Below are 21,507 nucleotides of genomic sequence, written 5' to 3'. Positions count from 1 at the left end.
GTAACGTCCGATACAATCGGGCGATTGGCGATCAGCGGCTGCCGGTGATCCGGGCGATCTCGCGCGAGACGATCTGCTCGACGAGCTGCGGCAGATTGTCGTCGAGCCAGTCGCGGAGCATCGGCTTGAGCATCTCGCGGACCAGCCCCTCCAGCGTGTCGGAGCCCGGCACCTGCGGCTTCACCACCAGCCGCGACAACGCCTCCAGCTTTTCGCGGCTTGCCTCGGCAACACGATCGGAGAGGATGGGATCCAGCGGCGCGGCGGCCGCTGCGGGCGCCGGAAGCGCCGCCTCTGCAATCGGCTCGCTCAGCTCCAAAACGTCCTCGGACGCCCCGGCCGACGCTTCGTCCTCGTGCTCGGCGGGTGGCACCGAACGCAAGGGGCGGCCGCGGGCGAATGCGCCGGGCTCATCATCGGCGATGATCCGTTTGATCGATGCGAGGATCTCCTCCATCGACGGCTCGCTGCTGGCAGTCCCCATCGCGTCCATCCTGGCGTTCGAGTGCGAACCCCCTCAATCAGGGATTCGGCCGGTCGCTGTCAACCGGACGCCGCAGCGTTGGGTCGAGCGGCACCCCGATAACCTCCGCCCCCTGGGCCGGCGTGGTGCGCGTGGTGGTGCCCACCGGCTGCGGCGTCTTGTCGTCGCGCCAGTCGTTGATGCGGTTACGCACCCGCGTATAGTTGACGCTCGGATCGTACAGCAGGCGGCTGTCGAAGCTGAGATCCTTGGCCTGGGCACGCCCCATCGCCGCCAGCAGGCTGAACCCCGCGACATAGGCGTCCCGTTCCGCCGTGACATACTGAACCTGCGAGTTCAGCAGTTCCTGCTCGGCGTTGAGAATGTCGAGGATGGTGCGGGTGCCGACGCTGTTTTCGGCTCGCACACCCTCGAGGCTGAGCTGGTTGGCCTGCACTGCCGTCCGCGACGACTCGATCACGCGCAGCGCCGCCTGGTAGCTGGCATAGGCCGAGCGGGCCTGGGCGATCACGCCGCGCTCGGTGAGGGTCACCTGCTCGATCGCGGCACCTTCGCGCGCCTGGGCCTGCCGAACCTGTGCGGCGGGGCGACCGGCCTGGAAGAGCGGCAGCGTGACCTGCACGCCCAAGGTCGCCGTCGTGGTGGCGTTCGGCACGTTCGACGTCAGCGGCGTAGCGCCTCCCACCGATCCGATGGAGCCGAGATAATTGGAATAGTTACCGCCGACGCCGAGGCTGACCTGCGGGAGCCGGCCCGACTTGGCGACCCGCGTATCGTAGCGCGTAGCGTCGCGGGCGAGCTGGGCCGCCTCGAGAAAGGGATTGTTGGCAAGCGCGACTTGCTCCGCAGTCTGCACGTCCTGGGGCAGATTCGGCAGCGGCGGCGGGGGCGCCAGCACGCCCGGCGGCGTTCCGACCACGCGAATATAGGTTTCGCGACTGCCGATCAGCTGTGCCTCGGCGCTCCGCAGCTGCGACTGGGCAAGCGCAAGCCGTGCCTCGGACTGGGCGACGTCGGTACGGGTCAGGTCGCCCACCTGGAACCGATCGCGCGTTGCCTGGAGATTGACCTCGAGGACGTGAACATTTTCCTGGTTGAGTCGGACGATCGACTCGTCACGGATCACGTTCAGATAGGCAGTGACGGTCTGCGTGAAGATGTCCGCTTCCGTGCCGCGCAGGTTGGCGCGGCCGGCGTTCACCCGAACCTCGGCCGCACGCACCGAATTGCGAATCCGACCGCCATTATAGATCGGTTGCGACAGGTTGAGCCCCAGCTGTGCCTGGCGCGACGGTGTCAGCGGATTCGACGCCGTATTATACAGGCTGTCATTGGCATTGCCGGTGGCGTTCAGCCCGGGCAGGCCCTGCGAACGTGCGATCGGAACATTCTCGTCATTGGCGCGCTGGTTGGCGCGTTCCGACTGGAGGTCCGGATTGGTCGCATAGGCCTGGGCCAGCGCATCCTGCAGCGTCGTCGTCGGCGCCGCAGTCTTCGCGCCCGGGGAAGGCACGTCCTGGCGACCGCTGGGCGCGGTCTGGGCGTACGCCGGTGCCCCGAGGGAGACGAGGCTCACACCAATGAGCAAAATGTTCAGTCGCATGAGCCCCGCTTTTAAGGTTAAAAGGTAAATTTTCTCGGTTTTTCAAAGCCCGGCAGCGTCGTCACTTCGAGGTCCATGAAGTCGGCGAAACCGAAGCCCCCTTCGGTACGGCGGCCGAGCGCGAGCCGCGTCACGCCGCGATCAATGACACCGGACACGATGCGACCGCCGATCTTGACCTGATCGATAATCGCCTGCGGCAGCTCCTCTACAGCGCCGTCGACGACGATCAGGTCATAGGGCCCGCGTGCGGCCCAGCCGGCGTTGAGCGGGCCGTGAACCAACTCGACATTCCCCGCGCCAGCGAGGCCACCCCGCGCGATCGCGACCAGCGCCGGCTCTTCCTCGAGCGCGACGACCGAAGCGACCAGGGTCGAGAGCAGCGCTGCAGCATAGCCGCCGGCGGCGCCGATCAGCAGGACATGGTCGCTGGGCTGCAATTCCGCCTCGGTCAGCAGCCGGCCGGTCGCCAGCGGCGAATCGTGGCGGCGGCCGTTGCCGAGCGGCAGCAGCGTGTCCCGATAGGCGAGCGCGCGCTGCTTGGGCGGCAGGAACACTTCGCGCGGAACTTGCGACATCGCCGTGACCACACGGGGATCGTTCACTGCGTTGGTACGCAGTTGGCTCGCCACCATGGCGTGGCGCATCGCTTCGAAACGGGGCGCTTCGAGGGGCGCAGGGTCGACCGTAAGGGCCATCATCACTCCGCTTGTCGCACAACCGTATTAGTTGTGCAATACACTAGTTGCTATCCCGAGGCTTCTATCGTGCCGTTGGGGACTCGCCAAGCGAGTGCGACGTTATTTTGAAACTGTGTTGACAGGGACCCACCCCCGGGGGCATTGGCCGCGCCTCACCTCCGGATGGCCCGATGGCGGAATGGTGACGCAGCGGACTGCAAATCCGTATATGCCGGTTCGATTCCGGCTCGGGCCTCCAATATCATCTACAAAATCTGCAGTTTCGGGCCCGCGCGTTTGCTGTGCCCTTGCACGTTGGCGCACATCGCCGACTCGCGTTGCGCCCTATCGTGTGACATGATGGTGCGCCGGTCGGATGGCGCGGCGCTATAGATGTCGCCGCATGGTCAGGTGAAGCTGCGCTTCCGGTTTTGCCGGTACATTGCGGAAAGCGAGAGACTCCTGCCGATGACCAGCAACGTCAATGACGCGATCACAGACGCCGTGACGCAAGCCAATGTCAAGAAAGGCGGCGAAGCGCCGGCCATCGCAACGAATCCGATCCACGGCACGGATCCGGCGTTCGACGTCGAGGCAGCGAAGCGCCAGCTGGAACAGCTTCGCCGAGACACCCAGCCGCGCGGCTGATCGGATCGGGAAGCGGCCGCCGTCGCTTCTTCCCTGTCGCGACGTGCCGACGCGAAAAGGGCGCCCGCTGCCCCGTGCAGCGGACGCCCATTTCTCGTGCCTTGCCGAGCTTAGCGTCGGCCGCGGCAATCGCCGCCGTCGACAGCGCGGCCCGCCAGAGCGCCCGCACCAGCGCCAATGATCATGCCGGTGCCGCTGCGGCGATAGGAGCTGCCGCGCCCGATCTCGCCGCCCAGCAGGCCGCCTGCGATCGCACCGAGGATCGTGCCGGTGGTGCCGTCGCTGCACCGCTGGCGATAATTGCGCTCGCGATAGGCGTAACGCGGACGCTCGCCGCGATAGTCCCGGTAATCCCGGCGATAGTCGCGATAGTCGCCACGGTAATCGCGGTCATACTGCCCGTAGCCGTCGCGATAGCCCCAATCCTGAGCGGCCGCCGGCGTCGCGGCGATCGAACCGGTCATCAGCGTGGCAGCCATGGTGGCGCCGATCAGAAACTTCTTCATGTCCTATCTCCTCGCGGCGGCAGCGGGTGCCGCCGTCTGAAGCCTGACTCGCACAAATCGGCTGTTCCGAGCCTGAATGCGCTCGTTAGCTCATGTTCAGCTAATCATCGCCCCGCATGGGCACGTTCCACGCCGCGCGTGCGCGGAACCATGACACCTGGGAAACGTTCTTTCGGTCTATTGGAGGGAACCGCCCGCATGTACGATTTCGGCATCCGACGCGCGTTGACCGGCTATCGCCTGGCCTATCGCCCGCATGAGACCAACCCCTGCCCCGGCTGCGGCCAGTCGCACTGGATGGTCGGCCGGATGACGGCCGAGTGCGCCTTCTGCGGTACCGCCCTGCCGCTGCACCACGGTGCCGTTGGCGGCAGTGCGCTCCATGGCCGCCCCACCCATCCGCCGCTGGCGGCCTGAACCATGACCAGCATCGCCAACACCTCGCCGGTCGAGCGAATCGCCCGCGTGATCGCCGCCGAAATGCTGAGCCCCAACGCCGAAGGGGCCGGTGAGCTCAGCCGTCCGGTGAGCGAGATCGTCGACACGATCTGGTCGCGCGAGACCGACCGTGCCCTGGCCGTCCTGCGCACGCTGCGCGAGCCCACCATCACGATGATCGAGGCAGGCCGCGCCGCCGGGGACGATCCCGCGCGCATCTGGAGCGCGATGGTAAATGCGGCGATCACCGAGGCCCCCGCGCTGATAGACTGAAGCCGGGCACCTTGCCGGGTTTGTCGCGGGCATTTTGTTCGCTATGCGCAGGTCCATGCATGACGCTCCGCTGACGCTCTACAACTCGCTCTCCCGTTCGCTCGAGCCGTTCCAGCCGCTCGACCCAGCCAAGGGCGTGCGCGTCTATTCGTGCGGGCCCACGGTCTACAACTATGCCCATCTCGGCAATTTGCGCGCCTATGTGTTCACCGACACGCTGAGCCGGGTGCTGCGCTGGAAGGGCTATCCGCTCACCCACATCATCAACATCACGGATGTCGGCCACCTGACCTCGGACGCCGATGCCGGCGACGACAAGATGGAGGCAGCCGCGCGCGCCCAGGCGATGAGCATCTGGGACATCGCCGCGCACTATACCGCGGCGTTCAAGCAGAACATCCGCGACCTCAACATCACCGAGCCGAGCAAATGGTCGGTCGCGACCGATCACATCCAGCAGATGATCGCCTTCGCCGAAAAGATCGCGCCCGAGCATTGCTACGAGCTCGAATCCGGCCTGTATTTCGATGTGACGACAGTGCCGGATTACGGCCGACTGGCCGGTGCCGCCGATGACGCTGCAGAAAGCCGGATCGACCCGGTGGACGGCAAACGCCACCCGCAGGACTTCGCGATCTGGCGCAAGTCGCCGCCGGGCGAGCAGCGCCAGATGGAATGGGATTCGCCCTGGGGGAAAGGTGCCCCGGGCTGGCACCTCGAATGTTCGGTGATGAGCATCCAGTATCTCGGCGCCCCGTTCGACATTCACACCGGCGGGATTGACCATCGCGAGATCCACCATCCCAACGAGATCGCGCAGAACCAGGCATTCTGCGGCTGCGGTGACACGGGGGCGAAGTTCTGGATGCACAACAACTTCCTCGTCGATCGCCAGGGGAAGATGTCCAAGTCCAAGGGCGGGTTCACCACGCTGCAGTCGCTTATCGACGCGGGGGTGCATCCCATCGCCTATCGCCTGCTGTGCCTGCAGGCGCAGTATCGCAGCGAACTGGAATTCTCGGCCGAAAACCTCGCGGCAGCGCTTACCCGGCTGAAGCGGCTGGTGATGACAGTTACCGCGCTCAAGGCGCGTGCCGAAGGCGACGGCACCGCGCCCGCCGCATGGCTGGAAAAGCTCGACGCTGCGGTATCGGACGACCTCAACACACCCAAGGCGCTGCCGGTGCTCGACGAGTTGCTGGCGGACAAGCGCACCTCGCCCGCCGACCGACTGGCGGCGCTTGCGGAGTTCGACAAGGTGCTTGGCCTGCGGCTGTCGGCGTTGACCCGTGAGGAGCTGCGGATCCAGCCCAAGGGGGCGACGATTACCCCGGAGGCGATCGCGGCCATGCTGGTCGAACGCAAGGAAGCGCGCGTTGCAAAGGACTTCCAGCGTTCCGACCGCATCCGTGACGCGCTGACGGCCGAGGGCATCGAAGTGATGGACGGGGACCCGCTCGGTTGGGACTGGAAGCCGGCGCTGTAAACGCGCCGGACGCGAAAGCCTCTTGCGCTGAACCGGTAACCTCCGCCACAAAACGCGACGTTTTTCGGGGGAAGCAATGCGCGGGCAAGTGTTGGGCGTAGATCGGTCGAGCGGTGAGGGCCAGATTTCGGGCGAGGACGGCAGCCGTTATGTCTTCACCCAGGAAGACTGGAGCGACAGCCGCCATCCCGCCGTCGGCGCCAAGGTCGATTTCGACATCGACGGCAAGCGCGCCCGCCGCATCTTCCGGCTGCTCGACGGCGCGGAAATTGCGGTCCCCGTAGGGGAGCCGCGCAACAAGATCGTGGCGGCGGTACTTGCCTTCTTCCTGGGCACGCTCGGCATCCATCGCTTCTATCTCGGACGCACCGGTTCGGGCGTGGTGATGCTGCTGCTCACCTGCACCATCGTCGGGGCGCTGATCACCGGCATCTGGGCGTTCGTCGACGCGATCCGCTACCTGCTGATGAGCGACATCGAATTCGCCCAGCGCTATCCCCGCCGCTGATCAGCGGCCGAGGAAGGCCGGCACCAGCGCCCACACCTGCGCCAGCTGTTCGCGCATGATGCTGTAGGGCGGCATCACATAGACGGTGTTGCCCAGCGGGCGGAGCAGCACGCCGTTTTCGCGCGCAAAGGCCATCAGGCGCGGGGCAATCGCTGAAAGATAGCCGTTCTCCGGCTGTTCGATCTCCAGCGCCGCGATAGTCCCCATGCGACGATGCCCGACCAGCCCGGGCACGTCGGCAAGCCCGTCAAGGGCTGCCTGCTGCCATTCGCCCAGCCGGGTGATCCGTTCCAGCACCGGTTCCTCGCGCCAGATGGCGAGGTTCGCGACCGCCGCCGCACAGGCGATCGGATTGGCGGTGTAGCTGGAGGAGTGGAAGAACATCCGCGCCCGATCCTCGGACCAGTGCGCCTGGAAGATCGGCGCGGTCGCCAGCGTCACCGCCAGCGGAATCGCGCCGCCGGTGATCCCCTTCGACAGGCAGAGAATGTCGGGCACCACGCCGGCCTGTTCACACGCCGTGAGCGTGCCGGTGCGGCCCCAGCCCGTCATCACCTCGTCGGCGATGAACAGCACGTCATGGCCGGCGCAGATCGCAGCCATCTCGGCGAGCAGCGCAGGCGTGTAGAACAGCATGCCGCCCGCTCCCAGCACCAGCGGCTCGACGATGAAGGCGGCCGCTCCCGCGCGGCATTCGGCCTCCAGCGCATCCAGCGTTGCCTGTTCGGCGCCGGCGCCGGGAAAAGGGATGGTGCCGACGTCGAACAGCAGTGGCTCGTACGGCCGGTTGAATACGCCGCGCGCACCGACCGACATGCCGCCGATCGTATCGCCGTGATAGCTGTGCTCGAGCACAAGGATGCGGCTCCGGCCCTCCCCGCGATTGTGCCAGTAGCCGAGCGCCATCTTCAGCGCGACTTCCACGGCGGTGGAACCGCTGTCGCTGAAGAACACATGCTCCAGCGCGTCCGGCAGGATCGCGCGGAGCCCGGCAGCCAGCGTTTCGGCGGGTTCGTGCGTCCAGCCCGCGAAGATGATCTGGTCGAGCTTGCCGGCCTGTTCGGCGATCGCCGCCATGATGCGGGGGTTGCAATGGCCGTGCGTCGTCACCCACCAGGAGGAGATCGCGTCGATGAAGCTGCGGCCATCGGCGGTGTGGATCCGTGCGTCGCGCGCGTGGCTGACGATCGGGATCGGCTCGCCCAGGCCGTGCTGGGTGAAGGGGTGCCAGACCGACGACATCAGGCGAAATCCGCCATGTCGAAAGACTCGGCAAAGGCGCGCGCCAGTGCCGCGGGGGTCAGTTCCGCCAGCATCGGCAGGCGGCCGAGGCGCTTGACCCTACCGATCGCAGCAATGGTCGCCTCGCTGTCCTCGACGGCGTCGCCGACGAATGCCACGCCGTGGATCGGCACGCCGCGTGTGCGCAGCGCCTCGATCGACAGCAGGCTATGGTTGATCGTTCCCAGCGCAGTACGGGCGACGAGCACCACCGGCTTGCCCCAGCGCGCGAACATGTCGGCATAGAGAATATCGCGCGTCACCGGCACCAGCACCCCGCCCGCGCCCTCTACCACCAGGGGGCCGTCGACCTGCGGCAGCGCGAGCCGTTCGGGATCGATGGTCACGCCGTCGATCTCGGCCGCGCGGTGCGGCGAGCAGGGGGTATGCAGGCGATAGGCTTCGGGAAGGATGTAATCGGCAGGCAGGCCGGCGAGCACCGCGGTACGTTCGCTGTCGCTGCCGTCGTCCAGCCCCGCTTGGACCGGCTTCCAGTAGCGGGCGCGAAGGGCGCCGGCGAGCGCGGCGGCGAACACGGTCTTGCCAATGCCGGTGTCGGTGCCGGTGACAATGAAGCTGTGGGTCATGCTGCGATAGGCTCGGTTGCGGGAAGCAGGGACGCCAGCCGTTCCGCAAATGCGGCGATCTGGCCAAGCGACACATTGTTGGTGATCGAGATGCGCAGGCGGGAAGTGCCCGCAGGAACGGTCGGCGGGCGGATGCCGCGCACGTCGAAGCCGCTGTCCTGCAGCGCGCCGGCAACCGCCATAGTGCGCACGTCCTCGCCGAGGACCAGCGGCAGGATCTGGGTCTCGCCCTCCGCCACGCCGAGGGGCCCGAGCGCGCCCCGCGCAGCCGCGATCCGACCGAACAGCGCGGCCCGCAGGGCCTCTCCCTCGGCAGTGATCCGCAGCGCGGCACGGACGGCAGCGGCCATCAGCGGCGACGGCGCCGTGGAGAAGATGAATGCGCGGCCGCGGTTCACGAGAAAGTCGCGGACGACCGCCGGGCCGGTGACCAGCGCGCCTTCGCAGCCCAGCGCCTTGCCGCAGGTGTGCAGCGTAATCAGGTTGGCGGTCGGCAGACCATAAGCGAGCCCCTGCCCCTGTGGGCCGTAGACGCCGGTCGCGTGCGCCTCGTCGACGAGCAGGATCGCACCCTCCGCTTCGGCCAGCGCGGAAAGCTGGGCGAGCGGCGCCATGTCGCCGTCCATGCTGTACAGGCTCTCGACCGCGATCCACACCCGCCCGGTGCCGCCGTCGCGCCGCCATTTGCCTATCGCCTCGCGGAACGCGGCAACGTCGTTGTGCGGGGCCTGCCGAACCTCCGCCCTGCCGAGGCGCATGCCCTCATGCGCGCTGGCGTGGACCAGCGCATCGAACAGCACCAGGTCGCCGCGCTGGGGCAGCGTCGCCAGCAGGGCGGCATTGGCGGCGTAGCCGCTGGAGAAATAGAGCGCCGATTCGCGACCGAAGAAGGATGCCGCTTCGGCTTCCAGCGCTTCGTGCTCGTCATGGTTGCCGCGCAGCAACCGCGATCCGCCGGAGCCGATCGGGACCCCCCGGGCCAGCGCGGCCGCCACTGCCTCGGTCAGCAGGGGCGATGCCGAGAGGCCAAGATAGTCGTTCGAGGCGAAGTCCGCGCCCTCGCGCGCGATCAGCCTGCGGCCCCGGCCGCGGGATGCCAGATCAGCGAGGTCGCGCGCCTGTGCGTCGAATGCGTCCATCGCTGCGCGGCTACACGCGCCCGCTTCGCCACGCAATCGCCGGCGCAACGTTACCCCGCCTGGGTAAGAAAGCGCTTGCACGCGTTTACCCCCTCAGGGTAAGCAGCTTCCATGACGACGTTAGCCGGTTCCAAGATTCGCCAGTATCGCGAAGAACGCTCCCTCACCCGCGCCACCTTCGGCGCCTGGTTCGACACACCGGGCTCGACGGTCCAGGGCTGGGAAACCGACGGCAAGCGCGCCAGTACCAAGGTGATGAACCAGATTGCGGCGATGGGAATCGCCGAGCATGCGGACTGGCACGTTGCCGTCCGCGACGTGGAGAGTGCAATGGCAAGCTGGACCCCCGATAGCTGGACGCGCGCCGAAGCGCGCCAGATGCCGCAATATCCGGACAAGGGCGCCCTCGATGCGGCCACCCGGCAGCTGAGCAGCTATCCGCCCCTGGTCTTTGCCGGCGAGGCACGCGAACTGACGGGCGCGCTGGCGAAGGTCGCGCGCGGCGAGGCCTTCCTGCTCCAGGGCGGCGACTGCGCTGAAAGCTTCGCCGAGTTCCACCCGAACAACATTCGCGACACCTTCCGCGTGATCCTGCAGATGGCGGTGGTGCTCACCTTCGCCTCCAAGCTGCCGACGGTGAAGCTTGGCCGCATGGCCGGCCAGTTCGCCAAGCCGCGCTCGGCCGATACCGAGGTGATCGACGGCGTCGAGCTACCCAGCTACCGCGGCGACAATGTCAACGACATCGCCTTCACGCCCGAGGCGCGGATCCCCGATCCGCAGCGGATGGTGCAGGGCTACAGCCAGTCGGCGGCGACGCTGAACCTGCTGCGCGCCTTCGCGAACGGCGGGTACGCCAATTTGCATCAGGTCCATAAGTGGACCCTCGACTTCATGGGCAAGAGCCCCTGGTCGGCCAAGTTCGCCGATGTCGCGGACCGGATCGGCGAGGCGCTCGACTTCATGGAAGCGTGCGGGATCAACCCCGATACCGTGCCGCAGCTCAAGGGCACCGATTTCTACACCAGCCACGAGGCGCTGCTGCTCCCCTATGAGCAGGCGCTCACCCGGCAGGACAGCCTCACCGGCGACTGGTACGATACCTCGGCGCACTTCCTGTGGATCGGCGACCGCACCCGCTTCGAGGGATCGGCGCATGTCGAGTTCCTGCGCGGCATCGGTAACCCGATCGGCATGAAGTGCGGACCCAGCCTTGAGCCCGATGCGCTGCTGCGGCTGCTCGACACGCTCAACCCCGGCCGCATTCCGGGCCGGATGACGCTGATCACCCGCTATGGCCATGACAAGATCGAGGCCGGGCTGCCCAAGCTGGTGCGCGCGGTGAAGCGCGAGGGCCATCCGGTGGTGTGGAGCTGCGATCCGATGCACGGCAACGTCGTCAAGGCGGCGAACGGCTACAAGACGCGGCCGTTCGACCGGATCCTGGCCGAGGTGCGCGGCTTCTTCGCCGTCCACCGTGCCGAAGGCACCTTTGCCGGCGGCATCCATGCCGAGATGACCGGGCAGAACGTGACCGAGTGCACCGGCGGTGCGATCGCGATCACCGAGCAGGGGCTGGCCGATCGCTACCACACGCATTGCGACCCGCGGCTCAACGCGGGTCAGAGCCTGGAGCTGGCGTTCCTGCTCGCCGAAATGCTCAACGACGAAATGGCCGAACGCCGCAAGGCTGCGGCCTGAAGAACTGCGGGCGCGTTGCTCAGCGGAGCAGCGCGCCTGCCAGCGCCCAGAGGCCGTAGCCGAGCGCGAACACCAGCATCCAGGCGAGCACCGCGCTGCCCACGATGATCGCAAGGCGCGTGCGAACCGAGAACTTCTCTTCCTGCGCGGGGGCATTCCACCCCTCCACCTGCGGCGGGGCAGCCTGCGGCGTTGGCAGCGGCGTCTTGGGGAAGGCGATCGGGGTTGCGACCGGCCCCGATACGGCGGTGCGCAGGTCCGCATCGCTCAGCGGCGCGACGAATTCGCAGCCATAGATGCCGGCAGTGCCCCACACGACCTTCGCCTCGCGCGTGCCGATTCCGGCGATGCCGAGCGCTATGCCGTCGCCCACCTTGAGCTCCGCCCCCGCGACCACCCGGAAGCCGCCATGCGACAGATCCTCGATCGTCACATCGACCGGCGCCCAGTCCGAATCGCGCAACGTGGCTTCCAGTTCGACCGGATGCCGTTCGGCCCAACGTCCGTCCTGATACAGTCGTGCCGCGATACCCATAAGCGCTCCACTGGCGTGCATTGGGTGCTGCTTTGCGCTGACATGCGTTGCGAGGCGGTAAACACTGCGGAAATTATCTTAAGATTTCATGGTTAACGAAGCCTTCTGGGGCGCGATGCCACAATTTCCCGAGCAGTCGCAACGAAGCGACACGCGGTTGCAACATGGCGGCGGCAAAGGGATCCGGTCGGCGCGTTTCGTTCCCCCTCGCGTCGACTCTCCCCGAACTGGCGGGGCAGCCGCTCGCGGCTGCCCCGGCCTTTTCCCGCTCAGGCGTAGAGGTCGACCACCTCCGCCCCTCCTCCCTCCGCTTCCAGCAAAAGCGTGCGGTGGCAGTGGCAGGGGTCGCGCTCGTAGCAGAGCAGCGCGCTTGGTTTCTCGGCGGCCAGCGCGCGCATTGCCGCAGCCTGCGCCTGTGCCTCCGGCAGTTCCAGCTGCACATCATAAACCTCGCGCAACGTCGCCACGTCGCCCTTCTTCGCGGCGTCACGGCCGCGCTTGGGGGTGCCGAGCTGCTTGAGATGGACATAGTCGATGCCGGCCTCTCGCAGGCACCCAGCAAGGTTGTTTTTGGAAAAGCCGGGGCGACGCGAATTCGGCAGCGCACGCACGTCGATCACGCGCTGCACGCCCGCGCCGGCAAGCGCGGCCAGGAACTCGGCCATGGTGGTCGCTTCATAGCCGATCGTGAAAATCCGCATCGTCGCTCCTTTGTCATCGCGCCGTCATGCCGCTATGGCCGGCCATGTGACTCAAGACATTCATATCATCGGCGGCGGCCTCGCCGGCTCGGAAGCCGCGTGGCAGCTCGCCCAGGCGGGATATAGGGTTCGCCTTTCCGAAATGCGCGGATCGGGCGAAATGACCCCGGCGCACCAGAGCGACCGGCTGGCCGAGCTGGTCTGCTCCAACAGCTTCCGCTCGGACGATGCCGACAGCAACGCCGTCGGCCTGCTCCACCAGGAGATGCGCGCGCTCGGTTCGCTGATCCTCACCCAGGGAGACATCCACAAGGTGCCCGCCGGCTCGGCGCTGGCAGTGGACCGCGACGGGTTCGCCGACGGCGTGACCGCGGCGCTGGAACAGCATCCCAACATCACCATCGTCCGCGAGCGGGTCGATACGCTGCCGAGCGAAGGCCGCACGATCATCGCCACGGGGCCACTCACCGCGCCGATGCTGGCGGAGAGCATCGGGCGCGCGACGGGCAAGGACAGCCTTGCCTTCTTCGACGCGATCGCCCCGATCGTGCATCGCGAGTCGATCGACATGGAGACCGCCTGGTTCCAGAGCCGGTGGAACAAGGGTTCGGGCAAGGATTACATCAACTGCCCGATGTCGAAGGAACAATATCTCGAATTCCACGCCGCGCTGATGGCCGGCGAGAAGACCGAGTTTCGCGAGTGGGAGAATGTCCCGTATTTCGAAGGCTGCATGCCGATCGAGGTGATGGCGGAGCGCGGCGTCGACACGCTGCGCTACGGGCCGATGAAGGGCGTCGGCCTCGACGATCCGCGCACCGGCCGCTGGCCCTATGCGGTGGTGCAGCTGCGCCAGGACAATGCCAGCGGCACGCTGTGGAACATGGTCGGCTTCCAGACCAAGCTGAAATATGCCGAGCAGGTGCGGTTGTTCCGCACCATCCCGGGGCTGGAGAATGCCGAGTTCGCCCGGCTCGGCGGCCTGCACCGCAACACCTTCCTGCGCTCGCCCGAGCTGCTCGACGGAACGCTGCGGCTGAAGAGCGCGCCGAACATCCGCTTTGCCGGGCAGATCACCGGCTGCGAGGGATATGTGGAGAGCGCCGCGATCGGCATGCTCGCCGGCCGCTTCGCCGCGGCGGAGATTGCGGGTGTGGACCTGCCGCCGCCGCCGCGCGAGACGGCGCTGGGGGCGCTGCTCTCGCACATCACCGGCGAGGCGGAGATCGAAACCTATCAGCCGATGAACGTCAATTTCGGCTTGTTCCCGCCGATCGAGGGCAGGACCAAGAAGGCCGACCGCAAGCGCATGTATACCGATCGCGCGCGGGCCGCGCTGAAAGAGTGGCTGGCGGCCTGAGCCTGGCTCAGGTTTCCAGCACCGGCTCCTTCGCGAGCGCCACCGCCAGCGCGCGGTGGCGCTTTTCCACCGCCTCGCCGTACAGCGGTTCGTCGCCATCGGCGAGGCTGAGCACCAGCGACGCCCCCTCCAGCCGCAGCCGCGAGCGCTTGAGCGGGCGCGCGACACCGCCGCTCAGCCGCTGGCCGAGCCGCATCGCCAACCCCCAGCGCTTCGCCTCGGCCAAGGCTTCCGCCGGAGCCAGCCGTTCCAGCGGCGCCGGGCTGTCCATCGCGCCGCCCAGCGAGGTATAGAGCGCCTGCGCAACGATCGCGCGGCCGGCGGCGTCGATGCCTACCCAGTTGCCATGCAGCCCGATTTCCATGCCGCGCTCGGCGCGAAATTCGGGGTTCGCCCGCCAGCCCACGTCCGCCAGCAGGCAGGCGGCATGGCGCAGCCGCGCCCAGTCTGCACCGTCGCGGAACAGCGGCGCGAGCCAGGCGTCGAGCAGGTCGCCATGTTCGGGGAAGCGCCCCGATCGCTGGCCTTCCTCGCGAGCGGCGACGATCAGCGGGTCCTGCAGCCGCTCGTCCGGCGAAAGGCGCTGGAACAGCAGCCCCTCGCGCAAGCCATAGGCGGACACGAGCGTACCGCTGCTGCCGAGCTGCCTGGTCACTGCCACGAGCAGTGCCGCGGCATCCGCCAGCGACGGTATACGCGCACTCGACAGGTCCGGCACGGTCTTGAGATCGGCCTTGGTCGCGCCTTCGACGCGGCGGCCAAGCTCCTCGACGCGCGCGATCGCGAGCGGATAATGGTGCACGATCGGCAGAGGATAGTTGGTCAGGTGCATGTCGAGCTTGGCGAGCGATCGCCACGAGCCGCCGACCATGTAGAAAGGCAGCCCCTTGCCCCTGCCTTTCCAGCCAGCCGCCTCGATCATGCGGGTAACCTCGCGCTCGAGCACGCCCTTGCCGCGCGCGCGGATTGCCCCAAGGCGAAGGACACCCAGCGGGAAGGACACGCGATCGGTGACCGTGCCCGCAACGACCCGCACCAGCTCCAAGCTGCCGCCGCCGAGATCCCCGACGACACCATCCGCTTCCGGAATGCCGGAAAGCACGCCGAACCCGGCAGCGGTCGCTTCCTCGACGCCGGACAGCAGCTCGACCTCCAGCCCGAAGGCCTCCGCCATCGCCATGAGCTCACCGCCGTTTGACGCGTCGCGTACCGCAGCGGTGGCGACCGTGCGCAGTTCGCTGACCTGCATTTCGCGGGCGAGCAGCGCAAAGCGGCCGAGCGCCGCGCGCGCGCTGGCGAGGCCGCCGGCATGGATCGCTCCGGTTTCGGCCAGCCCCTTGCCGAGCCCCGCCATCACCTTCTCGTTGAACAGGATCGCCGGCAATCGCGCCGGACCTTCATAGACGACGAGGCGGATCGAGTTGGAGCCGATGTCGATGATCGCCGTGCGCGGGCGATCGCCTTCGGAAACGGGACGTGGCGTGCGAAACAGGGCTGTTGCCACGCGCTCAACCACCCTTCGTCGCGAGACGGCGCTTGCGCGGCGACAGCTTGGGCACGGGCTTGCGCGCCTCCACGGCGGCGCCGCGGCCCGAAAGCGAAGGGTTGGTCATGAAATAGCGGTGCAGGTTGAATTCCCCGTCTTCGCCCGGGACGATCCGGTCATAATGGCCGTCGGGCGCAAGCAGCCAGCTCTGTTCATTGTCGAGCAGGTTGGCGACCATCACCTGATCGAGCACCTGATCGTGCACGGTCTTGTTCAGGATCGGCAACATGAACTCGACACGGCGATCGAAGTTGCGCTGCATCCAGTCCGCCGAGGAGATATAGACCTGGGCGCCATCATTGGGCAGCGCCTTGCCGCTGCCGAACGCCCAGATGCGGCTGTGCTCCAGGAACCGGCCGACGATCGACTTGACCCGAATGTTCTCGCTCATCCCTGCGACGCCGGGACGCAGGCAGCAGATGCCGCGCACGACCAGCTCGATCTGCACGCCGGCCGTGCTGGCCTGGTACAGCTTCTCGATGATCGCAGGATCGACCAGCGAATTCATCTTCGCCCAGATCATGCCCGGCCGGCCCGCGCGGACATGGGCGATTTCTTCCTCGATCAGGCTCTCCAGCCGGTTCCGCAAGTTGCGCGGGGAAATGCGGAGCAGCTCCAGATGCTGCGGCTCCACATAGCCGGTCACGTAATTGAAGATCTGCGCCGCATCGCGGCCGATGCGCGGATCGGCGGTAAAGAAGCTTAGATCCGTGTAGATGCGCGCAGTGATCGGGTGGTAATTGCCCGTGCCGAAATGGCAGTAGGTGCGGTAGCGATCGCCCTCGCGGCGCACGACCATCGAGACCTTGGCGTGCGTCTTCCAGTCGATAAAGCCGTAGACGACCTGGACGCCTGCGCGTTCCAGCGCGGTCGCCCAATAGAGGTTCTGCTCCTCGTCGAAGCGCGCCTTCAGCTCCACCACCGCAGTCACCGACTTGCCCGCCTCGGCCGCCGCGATCAGCGCGTTGATCACGGCCGGCTGCTTGCCGGCGCGGTAGAGCGTCTGCTTGATCGCCACGACGTCTGGATCAGCCGCCGCCTGCTGGAGGAAGCTGAGCACCACGTCGAACGTTTCGTACGGGTGGTGGACGATGATGTCCTTGGCGCGGATCGCGGCAAAACAGTCGCCGCCATACTCGCGGATCCGCTCGGGAAAGCGCGCGGAAAAGGGGGTGAACTTGAGGTCGGGCCGATCCTCATCGACCAGCATCGACAGGTCGCCGACGCCGAGGAAGCCGCCGGTCTCGGTCAGCAGCGCGTCGCTGCCGCCCAGTTCCTCCTTCAGCACCGCTTCGAGATCGGGGGCGATGCCCTCTTCCATCTCGAGGCGGATCACACGGCCGCGACGGCGGCGCTTGATCGCCGAGCGGAAGGTGAGGACCAGATCCTCGGCCTCTTCCTCGATTTCGATGTCGCTGTCGCGCAGCACCCGGAAGGTGGCGGCGGCGAGGAACTCGTAGCCGGGGAACAGCAGCCCCCAGAAATGCTTGATCAGCGTCTCGATCGCGACGTAGCGCGCAGGGCTGCCCGGCAAGCGGACGAAGCGCTTGAGCGTGGTCGGCAGCATCACCAGTTCCTGGATCGGTTCGCGGTCCGAGGTGCGCAGCAGGTTGAAGATCACGCTCGATCCCTGGTTTGGGATGAACGGGAACGGGTGCGCCGGATCGAGCGCCTGGGGCGTCAGGATCGGGAAGATCTGCTCGCGGAAATGGTTGGCGAGCCATTCCTCGGTCTCGCCCGTGATCGCATCGGCCTCCAGCACGAAGATATTGGCCAGCGCGAGTTCAGCCCGGATGTCGACCCACACTGCCTGTTGCTCGTCGGCGAGCGTCGCAGCTTCCGCGGAGATCGCCTCCAGCTGCTGGGCGGGGGTGAGGCCGTCGGCCGAGCGCGTGTCGATGTTCTGGAGTTGCTGGCCCATCAGGCCTGCCACGCGCACCATGAAGAATTCGTCGAAATTGCTTCCCGAGATGGACAGGAAGCGCAGCCGTTCCAGCAGCGGATGCGCGGGGTTGCAGGCTTCCTCCATCACACGGCGGTTGAAGGCCAGCCAGGAGAGTTCGCGATTGAAGTAGCGCGCTTCGGTGGGATCGGCGGGGGCGATGGTCGCAGGTGCGGCGGATTCGGTCATTCGCTCTCGCTATCGTCGGAATGCGTCAAAAGGCTTGCAGCCTGAAGTGTAGACTTGACCAGGGGGATCGACAAACGGCCGTCCGTTTCCATCTCCAGCACGTCGGCGACGCGCAGAATGGCGACGTGGCTGCGCTCGATCCGCCTGGCGATCCAGGCGATCACCGCCGGCGTCGCATGGAGCAGGTGCCGGGTGAAAGCGCGTTCCAGCAGCAGCGGGATCAGCGCATCGTCCGGCGGGCCGATCTCCAGCAGCGGCGAGGCGGCAAGGCGCGAGCGCAGATCGGGCAGCGTCACCTCCCAGAGCGGCGGCGCGGCATCGGCAACGATCAGCAGCGGGCGGCGCTCGCCCTGCGCGCGGTTCCAGGCGTGGAAGATGTCGGCCTCGTCGGCGCGCTCCGCATCGTCGATGATCGTCGCGCCATTCTTGGCTGCGAAGATCCGCGCGAGCAGGCTGCGCCCCGATTTCCGGGGGCCGATCAGCAGCGCGGCCATCACCGGCCAGGTGGCCCAGTGTTCGAGCTGGTGGACGGCGCGGGCGTTCGAGTCGCTGACCAGGAAGTCCGTCTCGCTCGCCTCGGGCAGCCCCAGCGGCAGGCGGAGCTGGCTCATTGGGCCTTGGGGGTCGGCGAGGCTTGGGGTGCGGCACCGCGGCGGATGCGGAGCACGCCCGGTCCTTCCTGCACGTTCCACCCGCGCGCTTCCAGCGCAGCCCGGAGCGCAGCTTGCGGCCCTTCATAGCTGACGCGAATCACGGAGATGCCGCCCAGCGCCAGGCTGGTGGTGGTGGCGCTGCGGACACCAGGCACGCCGCGGACGGCGCTCTCGGATGCATTCACCGCGGCGGCATTGGGCGTGTCGACCTGGACCGACAGCGACGTGCCGGCAGCGACGCCGCTGGCCTCCGCGCTTGGCATGGGCGTCGGCGTGGCGACTTCCTCCGCTTCCACCGGCGCTGGCTGCGCGACGGGCGGACGCGCCGCAAGCACCGCATCGGTATGCAGCCGGCCGTCGGTCAGCGCCGACTGATAGGCCTTGTCGATCCGGGTGACGGCGGTGTCGAACAGCGCGTCGATCGCATCGCCATTGTCGATCCGCAGCGCGAAACTGGTGATCGGATCCTTGTCCGGCCCGTGCGTCGCCGAGAACACGCCGACGATCGGGCCGCCTGGATAGTCGCGGCGCAGCTGGACCTCCGCGACGAGCATGTCGACGGCGCCATATTGGTCGAGGATCGTCCGCCACCAGTTGCGGCCACGGCGCAGCGTCTGGCCGCCATTGACCAGCAGCCGGTCGGCGCCTGTGCCGCGCAGGCGGACATAGTCGATGGTGCTGCCGGCGGCACGGAGGCGGTTCCAGGCGCGGGCCCAGGCGGTGTCGCGCTCGAACACCTGGCCGACGCCGCCCGAATATTGGAGCGGCACCAGCAGCATCGGCGGCGAATGGGTCACCGCGATCGACACGCCGAGGATCGAGCCCGCCTTGGCGCGATCGAACTGCACGCCAAGGCTGGCGATATAGCGATTGGGCCCGATCTGCTCGCGCTCGACGACGATGCCGGTGACGATCGCATCAAGTGCCGAATCGGAGAGGGAGCCCGGCTTGCCCGTGAGCTGCTGCGACAGCATCGACCAGCCCTTGCGCTGGGCGATGCGCCAGCCGCCCTGGCGAGCGATGTCGGCGCTCTTGCCGGAGACGTCGACCTTCACCCCGCTCACTTCGAAACTGCCCGCGACGCCCGCAGGTGCGGCGGGCGCCCCGCCCTGCCCGCGTGCCGCCATGATGCCCGCACCGGCGAGCGCGAGCGCCGAAAGGGCGCCAAGGACGGTTTTGGGACGGCGAAACTGCATGCGGGCGCCCTTTTGGCGAACCGGGCGTGGAAATCCAAGCGCGTTCTGGCTAGACCGCTCTCCCATGAGCGAGACCAAGGCGGGCGACGGCCCTTACACCTATGCCCAGGCGGGCGTTTCGATTGCGGCGGGCAATGCGCTGGTGCGCGCGATCGGCCCGCTTGCCCGTTCCACCCGGCGCCCGGGCGCAGATGCCGATCTGGGCGGCTTCGGCGGCATCTTCGACCTGAAGGCCGCAGGCTTCACCGATCCGCTGCTCGTGGCGGCAAACGACGGCGTCGGCACCAAGCTGAAGCTGGCGATCGAGCACAACCACCATGACGGCGTCGGCATCGACCTGGTCGCGATGTGCGCCAACGATCTGATCGTCCAGGGCGCCGAACCGCTGTTTTTCCTCGACTATTATGCCAGCGGCAAGCTCGACAACGCCGTTGCGGAGCGCGTCATCGCCTCCATCGCCGAAGGGTGCCGCCAAGCCGGCTGCGCACTGATCGGCGGCGAGACCGCCGAGATGCCGGGCATGTATGCCGATGGCGACTACGACCTCGCCGGCTTCTGCGTCGGCGCGGTCGAGCGCGACCGGCTGCTCGACGGCAAGAAGATCGCCGCCGGCGACGTGCTGCTTGGTCTCGCCTCGAACGGCGTGCATTCGAATGGCTTCTCGCTGGTGCGGCGACTCGCGGCGGACAAGGGCTGGAAGCTCGACCGCCCGGCGCTGTTCGATCAGGAGCGGCTGCTGATCGACACGCTGATGGCGCCGACTCGGATCTACGTCGCCAGCCTGCTGCCGGAGCTGCGCAAGGGCACGATCCATGGCCTCGCGCACATCACCGGCGGCGGCCTGCTGGAGAATGTCCCCCGCGTGCTGCCCGAGGGCACCCATGCCCGGATCAATGCCGATGCCTGGCCGCTGCCGCGGCTGATGGCGTTCCTGCAGGCGCAGGGGAATATCGAACCCGAAGAGATGGCGCGCACCTTCAACTGCGGCATCGGCATGGTCGCCGTGGTCGCGGCCGAGCAGGCGGAGGCCGTGACGGCAGCACTGACCGGCGCGCGCGAGACGGTGTTCACCATCGGCACGATCGAAGCCGGCGAGCGCGGCTGCACCGTGGTCGGCGGCGACGAGACCTGGAGCGCCCGGGCGCCGTGGAGCGCCACGCACCATGGGTGAGCCGTCGGGCGGCGCTTCCAGTCCCAAGAAACGACTCGGCATCCTGATCTCGGGCCGTGGTTCGAACATGGCTTCGCTGGTCGCGGCCGCCGCAGCGCCGGACTGCCCCTATACCGTGGCTCTCGTCGCCAGCGACAAGCCGGAAGCCGCCGGGCTGGCCTGGGCTGCCGAGCGCGGCGTGGCGACCTTTGCCCAATCGCCCAAGGGCATGCCCAAGGCCGAGTATGAGGCGAAGATCGATGCGGCCCTGCGTGAAGCGGGCGTGGAGGCGATCGCGCTTGCCGGCTACATGCGGTTGCTGTCGGACGATTTCGTCGCGCGCTGGCGGGGGCGGATCGTCAATATCCACCCCTCGCTGCTGCCCAAGTACAAGGGCCTCGATACGCATGCCCGCGCGATCGAGGCCGGCGACGCCGAGGCCGGTGCGTCGGTGCACATCGTTACCGAAGAGCTGGATGGCGGCGAGGTGCTCGGCCAGGCGCGCGTGACGATCCTGCCGGGGGACACGGCCGACACGCTCGCGGCGCGCGTGCTCGCTGAGGAGCACAAGCTCTATCCCAAAACCCTTGCCGCCTGGCTTCGCGGCTGAAATCCGCGGATATTTGGCTGCAATGCCGCGTTCTTCCCGGTCCTTACTCCAGAACGGGAAGCCTCGGATATGGCCAACAACGCGGCGCTGACGCCGGAGGAAGAAGGCGGAATTGCCACCGCCGAGCTCGGCCTCGTGCTGCTGGACGGCCCGAACGGCGTCGCGGTGGCAATGACTCCGGAGGCCGCGGAGGCCACCGGCCGCAGCCTGCTCGCCGCGGCGGAAGCCGCAGCAGGGCAGCGCGAGCGGGGCGAAACGGGTTATTGAGACTTGTGCTGTCATACTGCCCGC

At 67.5% G+C, this 21,507-nt stretch carries 23 protein-coding genes and 1 tRNA gene; 11 read left to right on the top strand and 13 right to left on the bottom strand.

Translation table 11 applies throughout. The features are described from left to right. Positions 1-31: 31 nt before the first annotated feature. Genes V7E00_RS07170 through V7E00_RS07160 form a run of 3 tightly spaced genes read right to left on the bottom strand, consistent with a single transcriptional unit; the run spans position 32 to position 2,788 of the window. Complete coding sequence (locus V7E00_RS07170; protein ID WP_333571954.1) at positions 32-484, bottom strand: DUF2497 domain-containing protein; 453 nt, start codon at positions 482-484, stop codon at positions 32-34. A gap of 37 nt (positions 485-521) precedes the next feature. Continuing rightward, positions 522-2,087, bottom strand: a complete 1,566-nt coding sequence (locus V7E00_RS07165; protein WP_333571953.1) for a TolC family outer membrane protein — start codon at positions 2,085-2,087, stop codon at positions 522-524. Between the two features lie 17 nt (positions 2,088-2,104). Then, positions 2,105-2,788 carry a protein-L-isoaspartate O-methyltransferase family protein gene (locus V7E00_RS07160; RefSeq protein WP_333571952.1) on the bottom strand — a complete coding sequence of 228 codons (684 nt, stop codon included), beginning with the start codon at positions 2,786-2,788 and terminating at the stop codon, positions 2,105-2,107. A 164-nt stretch (positions 2,789-2,952) separates the two neighbouring features. On the opposite strand from V7E00_RS07160, the gene V7E00_RS07155 reads away from it, so the two are divergent. Together V7E00_RS07155 and V7E00_RS07150 are read left to right on the top strand one after the other, a co-directional pair. After that, positions 2,953-3,026, top strand: a tRNA-Cys gene (locus V7E00_RS07155). A 209-nt stretch (positions 3,027-3,235) separates the two neighbouring features. Continuing rightward, complete coding sequence (locus V7E00_RS07150; protein ID WP_333571951.1) at positions 3,236-3,415, top strand: RebB family R body protein; 180 nt, start codon at positions 3,236-3,238, stop codon at positions 3,413-3,415. A gap of 110 nt (positions 3,416-3,525) precedes the next feature. On the opposite strand, the gene V7E00_RS07145 is transcribed toward V7E00_RS07150, so the two are convergent. Continuing rightward, positions 3,526-3,921 carry a glycine zipper 2TM domain-containing protein gene (locus tag V7E00_RS07145; RefSeq protein WP_333571950.1) on the bottom strand — a complete coding sequence of 132 codons (396 nt, stop codon included), beginning with the start codon at positions 3,919-3,921 and terminating at the stop codon, positions 3,526-3,528. Positions 3,922-4,119: 198 nt separating this feature from the next. On the opposite strand from V7E00_RS07145, the gene V7E00_RS07140 reads away from it, so the two are divergent. From V7E00_RS07140 to V7E00_RS07125, 4 genes are all read left to right on the top strand, one after another. Next, entirely contained in the window at positions 4,120-4,338 is a 219-nt protein-coding gene (locus V7E00_RS07140; RefSeq protein ID WP_333571949.1) for a hypothetical protein, read from the top strand. Between the two features lie 3 nt (positions 4,339-4,341). Next, positions 4,342-4,632: a hypothetical protein gene (locus V7E00_RS07135; protein ID WP_333571948.1), complete on the top strand. Its 291-nt coding sequence runs from the start codon at positions 4,342-4,344 to the stop codon at positions 4,630-4,632. A gap of 55 nt (positions 4,633-4,687) precedes the next feature. Then, positions 4,688-6,118, top strand: a complete 1,431-nt coding sequence (gene cysS, locus V7E00_RS07130) for a cysteine--tRNA ligase (RefSeq protein WP_443019157.1) — start codon at positions 4,688-4,690, stop codon at positions 6,116-6,118. 88 nt (positions 6,119-6,206) lie between these two features. After that, positions 6,207-6,626, top strand: coding sequence for a TM2 domain-containing protein (locus V7E00_RS07125; RefSeq protein ID WP_333571946.1), 420 nt, complete (start codon positions 6,207-6,209; stop codon positions 6,624-6,626). Here the strand turns inward: V7E00_RS07125 and V7E00_RS07120 are convergent, their stop codons facing one another. From V7E00_RS07120 to V7E00_RS07110, 3 genes are read right to left on the bottom strand one after another with little or no spacing between them, the layout of a single operon-like run. Further along, on the bottom strand, positions 6,627-7,868 hold the full coding sequence (locus tag V7E00_RS07120; RefSeq protein ID WP_333571945.1) for an adenosylmethionine--8-amino-7-oxononanoate transaminase: 1,242 nt from the start codon (positions 7,866-7,868) through the stop codon (positions 6,627-6,629). Next, complete coding sequence (gene bioD, locus V7E00_RS07115) at positions 7,868-8,494, bottom strand: dethiobiotin synthase (RefSeq protein ID WP_333571944.1); 627 nt, start codon at positions 8,492-8,494, stop codon at positions 7,868-7,870. Before bioD ends, V7E00_RS07120 begins: the two co-directional genes overlap by 1 nt. After that, positions 8,491-9,633, bottom strand: coding sequence for an 8-amino-7-oxononanoate synthase (locus tag V7E00_RS07110; RefSeq protein ID WP_333571943.1), 1,143 nt, complete (start codon positions 9,631-9,633; stop codon positions 8,491-8,493). Before V7E00_RS07110 ends, bioD begins: the two co-directional genes overlap by 4 nt. Positions 9,634-9,963: 330 nt before the next feature. Here V7E00_RS07110 and V7E00_RS07105 point away from each other — a divergent pair, with 330 nt between their 5' ends. After that, positions 9,964-11,334, top strand: coding sequence for a class II 3-deoxy-7-phosphoheptulonate synthase (locus V7E00_RS07105; RefSeq protein WP_333572394.1), 1,371 nt, complete (start codon positions 9,964-9,966; stop codon positions 11,332-11,334). Between the two features lie 19 nt (positions 11,335-11,353). On the opposite strand, the gene V7E00_RS07100 is transcribed toward V7E00_RS07105, so the two are convergent. Both V7E00_RS07100 and V7E00_RS07095 read right to left on the bottom strand, forming a co-directional pair. Beyond that, on the bottom strand, positions 11,354-11,869 hold the full coding sequence (locus V7E00_RS07100) for a PilZ domain-containing protein (RefSeq protein WP_333571942.1): 516 nt from the start codon (positions 11,867-11,869) through the stop codon (positions 11,354-11,356). 269 nt (positions 11,870-12,138) lie between these two features. Then, the gene (locus V7E00_RS07095; RefSeq protein ID WP_333571941.1) at positions 12,139-12,570 is read right to left on the bottom strand and encodes a DUF488 domain-containing protein; all 432 of its coding nucleotides are present in this window, start codon (positions 12,568-12,570) and stop codon (positions 12,139-12,141) included. Between the two features lie 46 nt (positions 12,571-12,616). On the opposite strand from V7E00_RS07095, the gene trmFO reads away from it, so the two are divergent. Continuing rightward, positions 12,617-13,930, top strand: coding sequence for a methylenetetrahydrofolate--tRNA-(uracil(54)-C(5))-methyltransferase (FADH(2)-oxidizing) TrmFO (gene trmFO / locus V7E00_RS07090; protein WP_333571940.1), 1,314 nt, complete (start codon positions 12,617-12,619; stop codon positions 13,928-13,930). A gap of 7 nt (positions 13,931-13,937) precedes the next feature. On the opposite strand, the gene V7E00_RS07085 is transcribed toward trmFO, so the two are convergent. From V7E00_RS07085 to V7E00_RS07070, 4 genes are read right to left on the bottom strand one after another with little or no spacing between them, the layout of a single operon-like run. After that, positions 13,938-15,434 carry a Ppx/GppA phosphatase family protein gene (locus V7E00_RS07085; RefSeq protein ID WP_333571939.1) on the bottom strand — a complete coding sequence of 499 codons (1,497 nt, stop codon included), beginning with the start codon at positions 15,432-15,434 and terminating at the stop codon, positions 13,938-13,940. Between the two features lie 4 nt (positions 15,435-15,438). Then, positions 15,439-17,607 (bottom strand): RNA degradosome polyphosphate kinase, encoded by a 2,169-nt coding sequence (locus tag V7E00_RS07080; protein ID WP_333571938.1) that lies wholly within the window; start codon positions 17,605-17,607, stop codon positions 15,439-15,441. Beyond that, a complete protein-coding gene (locus tag V7E00_RS07075; RefSeq protein ID WP_333571937.1) occupies positions 17,604-18,218 on the bottom strand; it encodes a chromosomal replication initiator DnaA in 615 nt (204 codons plus the stop codon). The genes V7E00_RS07080 and V7E00_RS07075 overlap by 4 nt, the downstream gene beginning before the upstream one ends. Further along, positions 18,215-19,456, bottom strand: a complete 1,242-nt coding sequence (locus V7E00_RS07070; protein WP_333571936.1) for a heavy-metal-associated domain-containing protein — start codon at positions 19,454-19,456, stop codon at positions 18,215-18,217. The genes V7E00_RS07075 and V7E00_RS07070 overlap by 4 nt, the downstream gene beginning before the upstream one ends. Positions 19,457-19,520: 64 nt before the next feature. Here V7E00_RS07070 and purM point away from each other — a divergent pair, with 64 nt between their 5' ends. The 3 genes from purM to V7E00_RS07055 all read left to right on the top strand — a co-directional run bounded on the left by purM (position 19,521) and on the right by V7E00_RS07055 (position 21,483). Beyond that, positions 19,521-20,627 (top strand): phosphoribosylformylglycinamidine cyclo-ligase, encoded by a 1,107-nt coding sequence (purM, locus tag V7E00_RS07065; RefSeq protein ID WP_333571935.1) that lies wholly within the window; start codon positions 19,521-19,523, stop codon positions 20,625-20,627. Continuing rightward, positions 20,620-21,216, top strand: a complete 597-nt coding sequence (gene purN / locus V7E00_RS07060) for a phosphoribosylglycinamide formyltransferase (RefSeq protein WP_333571934.1) — start codon at positions 20,620-20,622, stop codon at positions 21,214-21,216. The genes purM and purN overlap by 8 nt, the downstream gene beginning before the upstream one ends. Before the next feature lie 69 nt (positions 21,217-21,285). Further along, positions 21,286-21,483: a hypothetical protein gene (locus V7E00_RS07055; protein ID WP_333571933.1), complete on the top strand. Its 198-nt coding sequence runs from the start codon at positions 21,286-21,288 to the stop codon at positions 21,481-21,483. Positions 21,484-21,507 lie beyond the last annotated feature (24 nt).

It is taken from the genome of Sphingomonas sp. (assembly GCF_036731925.1).
Lineage (GTDB): Bacteria > Pseudomonadota > Alphaproteobacteria > Sphingomonadales > Sphingomonadaceae > Sphingomonas.
This window is presented reverse-complemented; position numbering and strand designations above follow the sequence as displayed.

What these genes read in the sequence shown, in the direction of transcription:
- bioD (WP_333571944.1), bottom strand. Translation starts at nt 8,494, where the DNA reads ATGACCCACAGCTTCATTGTCACCGGCACCGACACCGGCATTGGCAAG.
- V7E00_RS07075 (WP_333571937.1), bottom strand. Translation starts at nt 18,218, where the DNA reads ATGAGCCAGCTCCGCCTGCCGCTGGGGCTGCCCGAGGCGAGCGAGACG.
- V7E00_RS07170 (WP_333571954.1), bottom strand. Translation starts at nt 484, where the DNA reads ATGGGGACTGCCAGCAGCGAGCCGTCGATGGAGGAGATCCTCGCATCG.
- purM (WP_333571935.1), top strand. Translation starts at nt 19,521, where the DNA reads ATGAGCGAGACCAAGGCGGGCGACGGCCCTTACACCTATGCCCAGGCG.
- V7E00_RS07120 (WP_333571945.1), bottom strand. Translation starts at nt 7,868, where the DNA reads ATGTCGTCGGTCTGGCACCCCTTCACCCAGCACGGCCTGGGCGAGCCG.
- V7E00_RS07095 (WP_333571941.1), bottom strand. Translation starts at nt 12,570, where the DNA reads ATGCGGATTTTCACGATCGGCTATGAAGCGACCACCATGGCCGAGTTC.
- V7E00_RS07080 (WP_333571938.1), bottom strand. Translation starts at nt 17,607, where the DNA reads ATGACCGAATCCGCCGCACCTGCGACCATCGCCCCCGCCGATCCCACC.
- V7E00_RS07055 (WP_333571933.1), top strand. Translation starts at nt 21,286, where the DNA reads ATGGCCAACAACGCGGCGCTGACGCCGGAGGAAGAAGGCGGAATTGCC.
- purN (WP_333571934.1), top strand. Translation starts at nt 20,620, where the DNA reads ATGGGTGAGCCGTCGGGCGGCGCTTCCAGTCCCAAGAAACGACTCGGC.
- V7E00_RS07140 (WP_333571949.1), top strand. Translation starts at nt 4,120, where the DNA reads ATGTACGATTTCGGCATCCGACGCGCGTTGACCGGCTATCGCCTGGCC.
- V7E00_RS07100 (WP_333571942.1), bottom strand. Translation starts at nt 11,869, where the DNA reads ATGGGTATCGCGGCACGACTGTATCAGGACGGACGTTGGGCCGAACGG.
- V7E00_RS07150 (WP_333571951.1), top strand. Translation starts at nt 3,236, where the DNA reads ATGACCAGCAACGTCAATGACGCGATCACAGACGCCGTGACGCAAGCC.
- V7E00_RS07105 (WP_333572394.1), top strand. Translation starts at nt 9,964, where the DNA reads ATGGCAAGCTGGACCCCCGATAGCTGGACGCGCGCCGAAGCGCGCCAG.
- V7E00_RS07160 (WP_333571952.1), bottom strand. Translation starts at nt 2,788, where the DNA reads ATGATGGCCCTTACGGTCGACCCTGCGCCCCTCGAAGCGCCCCGTTTC.
- V7E00_RS07110 (WP_333571943.1), bottom strand. Translation starts at nt 9,633, where the DNA reads ATGGACGCATTCGACGCACAGGCGCGCGACCTCGCTGATCTGGCATCC.
- V7E00_RS07070 (WP_333571936.1), bottom strand. Translation starts at nt 19,456, where the DNA reads ATGCAGTTTCGCCGTCCCAAAACCGTCCTTGGCGCCCTTTCGGCGCTC.
- V7E00_RS07135 (WP_333571948.1), top strand. Translation starts at nt 4,342, where the DNA reads ATGACCAGCATCGCCAACACCTCGCCGGTCGAGCGAATCGCCCGCGTG.
- V7E00_RS07165 (WP_333571953.1), bottom strand. Translation starts at nt 2,087, where the DNA reads ATGCGACTGAACATTTTGCTCATTGGTGTGAGCCTCGTCTCCCTCGGG.
- V7E00_RS07145 (WP_333571950.1), bottom strand. Translation starts at nt 3,921, where the DNA reads ATGAAGAAGTTTCTGATCGGCGCCACCATGGCTGCCACGCTGATGACC.
- cysS (WP_443019157.1), top strand. Translation starts at nt 4,688, where the DNA reads ATGCATGACGCTCCGCTGACGCTCTACAACTCGCTCTCCCGTTCGCTC.